The organism is Paraperlucidibaca sp. (assembly GCF_982810325.1).
The window spans coordinates 3,560-12,281 of sequence record NZ_CEYEMI010000041.1 but is presented as its reverse complement, the minus strand read 5'-3'; the positions used below and the strand labels follow the sequence as shown (position 1 = coordinate 12,281).

Annotated in this window: 8 protein-coding genes and 1 pseudogene; 7 read left to right on the top strand and 2 right to left on the bottom strand. The window is 54.9% G+C overall.

The annotated features are described in order from the left end of the window. Both AC3DKE_RS10435 and AC3DKE_RS10430 read right to left on the bottom strand, forming a co-directional pair. A pseudogene (locus tag AC3DKE_RS10435) lies at positions 1–389 on the bottom strand (hypothetical protein); the annotation flags it as partial. A gap of 3 nt (positions 390–392) precedes the next feature. Then, positions 393–1,205 carry a cytochrome C assembly family protein gene (locus AC3DKE_RS10430; RefSeq protein ID WP_487990642.1) on the bottom strand — a complete coding sequence of 271 codons (813 nt, stop codon included), beginning with the start codon at positions 1,203–1,205 and terminating at the stop codon, positions 393–395. A 119-nt stretch (positions 1,206–1,324) separates the two neighbouring features. Between AC3DKE_RS10430 and ffh the strand changes: the two genes are divergently transcribed. From ffh to AC3DKE_RS10395, 7 genes are all read left to right on the top strand, one after another. Beyond that, the gene (gene ffh / locus AC3DKE_RS10425) at positions 1,325–2,806 is read left to right on the top strand and encodes a signal recognition particle protein (protein ID WP_487990641.1); all 1,482 of its coding nucleotides are present in this window, start codon (positions 1,325–1,327) and stop codon (positions 2,804–2,806) included. Further along, a complete protein-coding gene (locus AC3DKE_RS10420) occupies positions 2,806–4,125 on the top strand; it encodes an FAD-binding oxidoreductase (RefSeq protein ID WP_484216727.1) in 1,320 nt (439 codons plus the stop codon). Before ffh ends, AC3DKE_RS10420 begins: the two co-directional genes overlap by 1 nt. Further along, on the top strand, positions 4,122–4,859 hold the full coding sequence (locus tag AC3DKE_RS10415; protein ID WP_487990640.1) for an SDR family oxidoreductase: 738 nt from the start codon (positions 4,122–4,124) through the stop codon (positions 4,857–4,859). Before AC3DKE_RS10420 ends, AC3DKE_RS10415 begins: the two co-directional genes overlap by 4 nt. A gap of 2 nt (positions 4,860–4,861) precedes the next feature. Next, complete coding sequence (locus AC3DKE_RS10410) at positions 4,862–5,470, top strand: HAD-IB family hydrolase (RefSeq protein WP_487990639.1); 609 nt, start codon at positions 4,862–4,864, stop codon at positions 5,468–5,470. A gap of 58 nt (positions 5,471–5,528) precedes the next feature. Then, entirely contained in the window at positions 5,529–6,392 is an 864-nt protein-coding gene (locus tag AC3DKE_RS10405) for a decaprenyl-phosphate phosphoribosyltransferase (protein WP_379067889.1), read from the top strand. Further along, complete coding sequence (locus AC3DKE_RS10400) at positions 6,389–7,372, top strand: lysylphosphatidylglycerol synthase transmembrane domain-containing protein (protein ID WP_487990638.1); 984 nt, start codon at positions 6,389–6,391, stop codon at positions 7,370–7,372. The genes AC3DKE_RS10405 and AC3DKE_RS10400 overlap by 4 nt, the downstream gene beginning before the upstream one ends. Positions 7,373–7,385: 13 nt before the next feature. Further along, the coding region (locus tag AC3DKE_RS10395; protein WP_487990637.1) for an ArnT family glycosyltransferase at positions 7,386–8,722 on the top strand (1,337 nt) is incomplete at its 3' end.

The following is an 8,722-nucleotide window of genomic DNA, read 5'->3' as shown; positions in this document are numbered from 1 at the left end:
AAGCGTGTGGTGTTGCGCACATGCAAAATGCCTACGGTGTTATTTAAGTCGCCATGAAAAACCGGTAAACGCGTGTGCACGGTCTGCTTCAAAACTTGCAAAATATCTTCATCGCTGGCGTCGAGATCGATGCCGGTGACGGCTTGGCGCGGAATCATGATGTCATTGACCGTGCTACGGTCAAGGTCCAGCAGGCCTTGAAGTAGGCGCTGATGCAGTGGTGGCAGCAGTAGGCGCCCGACCAATCGACTCAGTCCTAAACGTGCGGATGGCCGTTTGCCGATGTATTTCGCCAGCCAAGATAGCCAGTGTTTATGGCTACGCCAGCCGACAATGACCAGCAAGATCATTAACACGCTGAACAAGGCTAAGGCTTGCCACAAAATCATGATTTAGCTAGCCGCGGGCATGAGCAGCAGTTCGAGGACAAATTTGCTGCCCACAAAACCAACCAGCAATAAGCCAAAGCCGATGAGGGTAAAGCGCACCGCCGTGCGTCCGCGCCAGCCGCGCCAATAGCGTCCAGCCAGCAAGCAGGCGAACACGACCCAGGCCATTAAGGTGAATACGGTTTTGTGCACGACGTGTTGCGCGAACAGGTCATCGAGGACAAAAAAGCCAGTGCCGATGGCTAAGCAAAGCAGTACAAAGCCGACGGCGATAAGCTCAAAGAGCATACTCTCCATGGTTTGTAAGGCCGGCAAAGCCATTAATAAGCCGCGCTTGTGGCGGCGTAACGCGCGATCTTGCCAGTGCAGCAAAAGCGCTTGCAGGGCGGCGATGCTGAGCAGGCTATAGGCTAGTAGCGACAGTAAAATATGGCCTTCGATGGCTGGTGTTAGTGCTAAGGCCATGCTTTGTGGGTCATGACCGACTACGCCTAAGCTGAGTTCGAAGGCGGCTAGCGGCATGGCCACTAGGTAAATGCCTTGTACTGGGCGGTAGACGTTAACTAGCAGGGCTAGTAGCGCGAGCAACCAACCATGCATCATCGCGATATTGAAGAGGCCAAAGCGCAGGCCATTGGGAATAATAATGGCTTCGTGCATGACCACCAGATGCAGCACCAGCGCGGTGCTGATGATGGCTAATAGCGGCCCACGGGCGGGCACGCGGCGTTGCGCAACCGCGCGGGCGACACGGCCAGCGGCAGTGAGATATAAAACAATGGCCACGAGGGCAAGCAGTGCGGGTAGGGCATCCATGACTAACGGCGACCAAACAAACGATGAATGGAGTGTGGCATAAGCCAGAGTCCGTGCGCCAGCCGCGCGAGCAGCCTATAATCGTCGGCATTAGCGAAACCGATGCCACAGGATAGACCATGTTTGACAACCTTACCGACCGCCTGAGTCAGAGCCTGCGCGCCATCAGCGGTAGTGCTCGCTTAAACGAAGACAATATTAAAGACACCCTGCGCGAAGTCCGCATGGCGCTGCTGGAGGCCGACGTTGCGCTGCCAGTGGTAAAAGATTTCGTTGAGCGCATTAAAGCTTCGGCGCTCGGCCAAGAAATTTTGACTCAACTTCAGCCTGGCCAAGCCTTCGTTAAAATTGTTCACGAAGAGTTAGTGGCAACGCTGGGCGAGGCCAACACGGGCCTTAACTTAAATTGCGCGCCACCAGCGATCATTCTTATGGCTGGCTTGCAGGGTGCTGGTAAAACCACCACGGTGGCTAAGCTTGCACGCTATTTAAAGCAGCAGAAAAAAACGGTGATGGTGGTTTCGGCCGATATTTATCGCCCAGCCGCTATCGCTCAGCTAGAAACGCTCGCGCGTGATGTCGACGTGCTGTTTCATCCGTCCAATATTAATCAAGACCCGGTGGCGATCGCTCAAGGTGCTATTGAGGCCGCTAAGCGCCAGTTTGCTGATGTGCTATTAGTCGATACTGCCGGCCGCTTAGCCATCGATGAAGCCATGATGGCGGAAATTCGCCGCCTGCACGCTGCCATCAATCCGATCGAGACGCTGTTTGTTGTCGATGCGATGACCGGCCAAGATGCCGCCAACACCGCGAAAGCCTTTAACGACGCTCTGCCATTGACCGGCGTGGTGCTGGCCAAGGCCGATGGCGATGCTCGTGGCGGTGCCGCGCTGTCGGTGCGCGCCATTACTGGCAAGCCGATTCGCTTTATGGGCATGGGCGAGAAAACTGATGCGCTTGAGCTATTCCATCCAGATCGTGTTGCCCAGCGTATTTTGGGTATGGGCGATGTGCTCTCGCTGGTCGAGGAAGTCGAGCGCAAGATTGATAAAGAAAAAGCCGAGAAGCTCGCGCTAAAGCTGCAAAAGGGTAAAGGTTTTGACTTGCAGGACATGCTCGAGCAGTTCCAGCAAATGCGTAATCTCGGCGGCATGGGCGGCTTACTCGATAAATTGCCGGGCATGAATGCTGCTGCTGTGCAGCAGGCGATGGCCGGTGGTGCGCCCGAGAAACAGATGAAGCAAATGGAAGCGATTATTCAGTCGATGACCGCCGGTGAACGCCGCAAGCCTGATGTCATCAATGGCTCGCGCAAACGCCGTATTGCCAATGGTTCGGGGACGACCATCCAAGAAGTTAATCGTGTGCTCAAGCAGCACACGCAGATGGCAAAGATGATGAAAAAATTCTCTAACCCCAGCGGCATGATGAAGATGCTCAAGGGCATGCAGGGCAAATTACCGCCGGGCATGATGGACGATATGCCTGGTATGGGCGGTGGTGCTGGCGGTGCGAAAGGCGCCTTGCCACCCGGCTTCCCCGGCGGTGGTTTGCCTGGTCTAGGTGGCCCCGGCTTACCATTTAAGAAGCGCTCTTAATGCGTACGAAGTCAGCAGAATTAAGCGGCTGGGGTCGCTATCCACAGGTCGATGCCACCTTGGCACGCCCCGAGCAATACCGTGAACTTGCGGCATGGGCTCAGCAAGCATCTTTAGCGCGCGGCATGGGTCGTGCCTATGGCGATGCCGCGATTAGCGCGAACGGCACTACGGTGCTCACCGAACGCCTTGACCGACTTCTCAGCTTCGACGCCGATACCGGCGTTTTGCGAGCCGAAGCTGGCGTCACCCTCGATGCTATTTTGCGAGCTGTGATGGCCAAAGGCTGGTTTCTGCCAGTCACGCCGGGCACGCGCTACATCACCTTAGGCGGTGCTATTGCTGCCGATGTGCACGGCAAAAATCATCACCACGTCGGCAGCTTTGGCCGCTTTGTGCGCTCATTTGAGTTGTTCACAGCAGCAGGTGCGATGACCTGTTCATCCAGCCAAAATGTGCCCGCGTATCAAGCCACATTAGGTGGCATGGGCATGACCGGTCTCATTGGCGAAGTCGAATTGCAGCTCAAGCGCATCCCATCGAGCAATATGCTGGTGCAGCACGTGCCGGCGGCAAACCTGCGCGAATCATTAGCGTTGATGAGTTCGGCTGAGCATGACGACGAATACACCGTGTCGTGGATAGATTGTCTAGCCTCTGGGACTAAGCTCGGCCGTTCAGTATTTATGCGCGGGCAACACGCCGATGGCGCACATGCGCATGGCCCACGAGATGCCAAGCTCAGCCTGCCCATCAATGTGCCCAGCGCAGCATTAAATCGCTACAGCGTGGGCGCGTTTAATGCCCTCTACTACCGCTGGGAAGGCCGCAAAACTAAACCGTTCCGCTGCGATTTCGAACCATTTTTCTATCCACTTGATGGCATCAAGCAATGGCATCGCCTCTACGGCAAGCCAGGCTTTGTGCAATACCAATTTGTCGTTGCTGAAGCAGCAGCTGAAGCCTGCATCGGCGATGTTTTAAAGGCCGTTTCAAGCTCAGGCAATGCCAGCTTTTTAGCCGTGCTCAAGCGCTTTGGCGAAGCTGGCGATGGCCTTTTGTCATTCCCACAAGCGGGCATGACATTGGCGCTAGACTTGCCATTAAGAGCCGGCACTTTGGCGCTACTTGATCGCCTTGATGCCATCGTGGTGGCTCACGCCGGCCGCGTTTATTTAGCCAAAGATGCGCGCCTCAACGCCAGCATGATGTCGGCGATGTATCCACAATTAGCAGAGTGGCAAGCAATTCGCCGCGAACTCGACCCCGATGGCTTGTTTGTCTCGGCCTTGGGTCAACGTTTGGAGATGGCACCATGACGCAAATTTTAATCGTCGGCGCTACCTCTGCGATGGCTCGTGGCTGCGCTTACGCCTGGGCTAAACAAGGCCAACGCCTCGTGCTCGCTGGCCGTGACCTTACGGAGCTTGAACGCATCGCTAGCGATATTCGTTTGCGCTTCGCCAGCAATGTGCAAGTCGCTGAGCTCGATCTCGATAACGCCAAACATCTCTCCACGCGCTGGAGCGATATTGAGGCCGCACATGGTGACATCGACGGCGTGCTAATGGCGGCGGGCTGGATGCCGGATGACAACGATGCCATGCGCCGTGATACACCAGCTCTGCAGGTTATTGCGCGTAATTTCACCGGCCCAGTAGCGCTGCTCAACGCCGCTGCCGATGCTTTTGAAACGCGTAAAAATGGCTTCATTGTTGGCATTAGTTCGGTCGCTGGCGATCGCGGCCGGCAAAGCAATTACCTCTACGGCGCAGCTAAAGGTGGCTTCAGTATTTATCTCGCCGGTCTGCGTAATCGCTTATTTGCCTCTGGTGTGCCCGTGCTTACTGTGAAGCCTGGTTTTGTCGATACGCGCATGACTTGGGGCTTGCCCGGCCTATTCTTGGTTGCTGATCCTATGCAGTTGGGTGAGCAAATTGTGCAAGCGCAAGCAGCAGGCAAAAGCACCGTGTACCTACCCTCATTTTGGCGACTCATCATGCTCATTATTCAGCATGTACCTGAGTTCGTCTTTAAGCGCCTGAAGCTCTGATCATGACGGTTATCGTTAAGCAGCCGACCATTGTGGCCTTTGATTTCGATGGCACGCTCACGCGTGGCGAGTCATTTTTTCACTTTCTCTGGTTTGTCACGCCATGGTGGCGTTTCGCTTGGTGCTTTCTACGCTGCGTGCCAGTGCTGGCGGCCTATGTCGCTCGCCTGATGAGCAATGATCATGCGAAGGCGAGGGTGATTAGTACTTTCTTGCGCGGCCAATCGCGCGAAAAGCTTGAACAACTGTCGCGTGATTTTGCCAGCAAAGGTATTCCTAAGTCGTTGCGGCCTGAGGCGATGGCGCGCCTGCGCCACCATCAAAAGCAAGGCCATCACTGCGTGTTAGTGAGTGCTACATTAGCGCTGTACTTGCGGCCATGGGCTGAGCTACACGAGTTTGAGCATGTCATTGCGACTGAGCTAGCATGTGATGGACAAGGGCGCTTAACGGGCGTCATGTCGACACCAAACTGCTATGGTCCACAAAAGGCTGTGCGCCTAAAAGCGCACTTCGGCGTCGACCATATTTTCGCAGCTTATGGCGATAGCAGTGGCGATACGGAAATGTTGGCCATGGCTGAACAACCGTTTTATCGGCCTTGGCACTAACGCAACTCACCAATCAATAATTAAAAAGCGCTAGCAAGACAGTGTGGAGCAGCACCCAATGACCTTGATTAAACTCATGCGCCCGCACCAATGGGTGAAAAACGGCTTCGTGCTTACCGGCTTGGTTTTCGGCCATGGCTGGGATGTCCCCGAGCAAGTCCAAGCGGTTTTACTGGCCTTTATCGCCTTCTGTTTAGCCTCTAGCTGCGTCTATGTTTTCAATGATTTATCCGATGCCGAAAATGATCGCCTGCACCCCACTAAGCGTAATCGCCCGATAGCATCTGGCGCTGTCACTGCTCGCCAAGCCTTGCTTCTGGCGGCTGTCTTAGGCGTGGTGTCGCTAAGCATTGCTTGGTCGGCTAACCCGCCTGTGGCTGGCTATATTGCTGCCTATTTAGTGCTGAATATGGCCTATACCTGGCGCCTAAAGCGCGTGGTGCTGCTGGATATTTTCTGCATCTCGGCCGGTTTTATGTTGCGCATTTTGGCCGGCACCGACGGTGTCGATATTCCGCCTTCCAATTGGCTATTGTTTTGCGGCCTCTGGACTACGTTATTTTTAGGCTTCATCAAGCGTCGCGCTGAAATGATTGCGCTAGATGAGGGCGCGGGTGGCCACCGCAAAGTACTTGAGCATTACTCAGCGACACTGCTTGATCAGCTCATCAGCATTACTTGCATGGGTATGATTTTCAGCTACAGCCTCTACACCATGGATGTCGATGTGCGCCGTATTCACAATACCGACCAGCTCATTTACACCGTGCCATTCGTGATTTATGCCTGCTTTCGCTATCTCTACTTGCTGCATCGTGAGACTGGCGGTGGCGACCCCTCGCGCGACCTAATCCGCGATCCACATATTGTCGCTGCCGGCCTGAGCTGGTTGCTGATGACCTTAGTGTTGGTGGCCAGATGAGTTTGAGCCCGCGCCAACTTCGCCTGCTTATGATCTCAGTGGGCGCTGGCGCTGCCGGCTATTTAGTCTTTGCTTTATGGTCGGGCTGGCGTGAAGTATTAGCCGCCATGGGCCATATCGGCTGGCAAGCGCTGGGCTTGGCGCTGCTGTTATCGCTGGCAAATTACTGGCTGCGCGCTGAGCGCTGGCGTCTCTATATCGTCAGTAATGGCCATGCAATTTCTCATGCCGACAACCTACGCATTTATATTGCCGGCTTTGCTCTCACCACCACGCCAGGCAAGGCCGGTGAACTTATTCGTGGTCTATTTTTAAAGCCTTATGGCGTCACATTTCATCATGCCGCCGCGATGTTTTTTAGCGAGCGCGTCGCCGATTTAATCGCTGTCTTGATCATCACTGCCGCCGGTTTGTCGCAGTTACATCAAGGCGAAATGTATTACGCCATATTGGTCGTGGCCTTGTTAGTCGGGCTTTTAGTATTGCGCACGACTTGGCCTGAGCGTCTATTGCGCCATGTGGCAGGTGAGCGCAAAGGCGTGCATTGGTTAGCGAATGTTGCGGCCAGTAGCCGCGCGCTATGGCGTGGACGCCTGCTGTGGCAAGTGCAGGGCTTAAGCGTGCTGGCATGGTTGGCGGAGGGCGTGGGCGCATGGTTGGTGCTGCGCACATTGATGCCAGATATGCCGCTGGAAATTGGTCTGTTTATTTATGGTTTTGCCATGATAGTCGGTGCACTGAGCTTTATGCCCGGCGGGCTAGGTGGCACTGAAGCCACCATGACAGGCTTGCTCGTGCTGCAAGGTTTGAGCTTGCCTGAAGCGGTGGCAGCGACGGTGATCATTCGCCTAGCAACGCTGTGGTTTGCTGTGCTGTTGGGGCTATTTGCAGTGATGCGTTTGCCGACCATGCCGGCACGGGCTGAGAGTTTAGACATACAGTTAGCCACTCAGGCCGGTGACGGCCAAGGCTTGAAATAATAGGTACTTCGAGATGACTCAAACACTGAAGCCAGGCCTGATGGCTCGCTGGCTTGAAGCGCATTGGCTATGGATTTTGCTGCCTGTGGTGCTGATCAAAGTCGCCATTGCCTATGGCTTACCAATGACTGGCGACGAAGCTTATTTCGTGCTTTGGGGCAAGCATCTCGACTTCGGTTATTACGATCATCCGCCCATGGCCGGCTGGATGATGGCGCTACAGCTGCTGGTCAGTGATCACCATCTCTGGCTGCGCGTACCGGGCCTAGTCACTGAGCTTATTATCGCGGCTGCACTCTATGCGCTGTTTCGACCTGTCGATGCCATTAAGGCGCGCTGGTTGGCGCTGCTATTTACGCTCAGCCCACTTAGTCTCATCAATGTATTCACACTGACCGACACAGGCTGCATCTTATTCGCCGCACTGGCGTTTGTGGCGGCTGCGCGCGGCTTACTGACACAGCATATACGCTGGGCGGTACTAGCAGGCGTGAGCTTAGGTTTGGCGTTTTTGTCCAAATACTTTGCTGTGTTCTTAGGTCTTGGCTTTGTTATTTTCTATGCTTTCGCTGGCAGGCGCTTCTGGCGACATGGCCTAGTGCTAGTGCTGGTCGCCATTCCCTTTGGCCTGCTTAATCTGTATTGGAACTACACGCATTGCTGGTCTAACCTGCTGTTTAACTTAGTTAATCGCAATGCTGGCGGCGGCTTTGGTTGGCAGAGCCTATTGGCCTATCTCGGCATGATGGGCTATGTCATTTTGCCGCCTATATGGTTGGCGTTACGAGCTGCGCAACAGCAGCGCTCATCACTCCGTGCAAACTTACAGCCCGTTATCAGCCTTGCCGCCACCTTGAGTTGGACCGCAGGCTTGGGCTTTTTATGGGTGAGCCTGAGCAAAGATATTGGCCTGCATTGGGTGCTGTGGTTTTACCCTATGGTGCTGGTGCTGCTCTTGCCTTTGCCTGTCGCGCGCTGGGCAAAACTGACGAAGATAGTGAGTTGGGTCAGCGTGGTGCATGTCGTGGTGCTATTGGGCATTCTTTACGCGCCTTTTTCGGTGTGGAAAAGCCAGCCGCGCGTGCAATGGTATTTGCTTGCGATGACCGAAGCGCCGGCGATTTTAAAACAAGCTCGTACCGAGGCTGATGAGCTGCAAGCGGGCGCTTGGCAGCCAGCATGGGAAGCTGCTTCTGCGCGCAAAAGTCTAGGTGTCGATGCCTTAGTGCCAGATCAGCCTAAGGCTGAGCGCGCGATAGCAACGCTGAGCTATTCATCAGCTTCAGTACTGGCTTATCAGGTGCGCGAGCCAGTCATGGTGATGGGTGAGGGCGCGAAATATGCACGCCA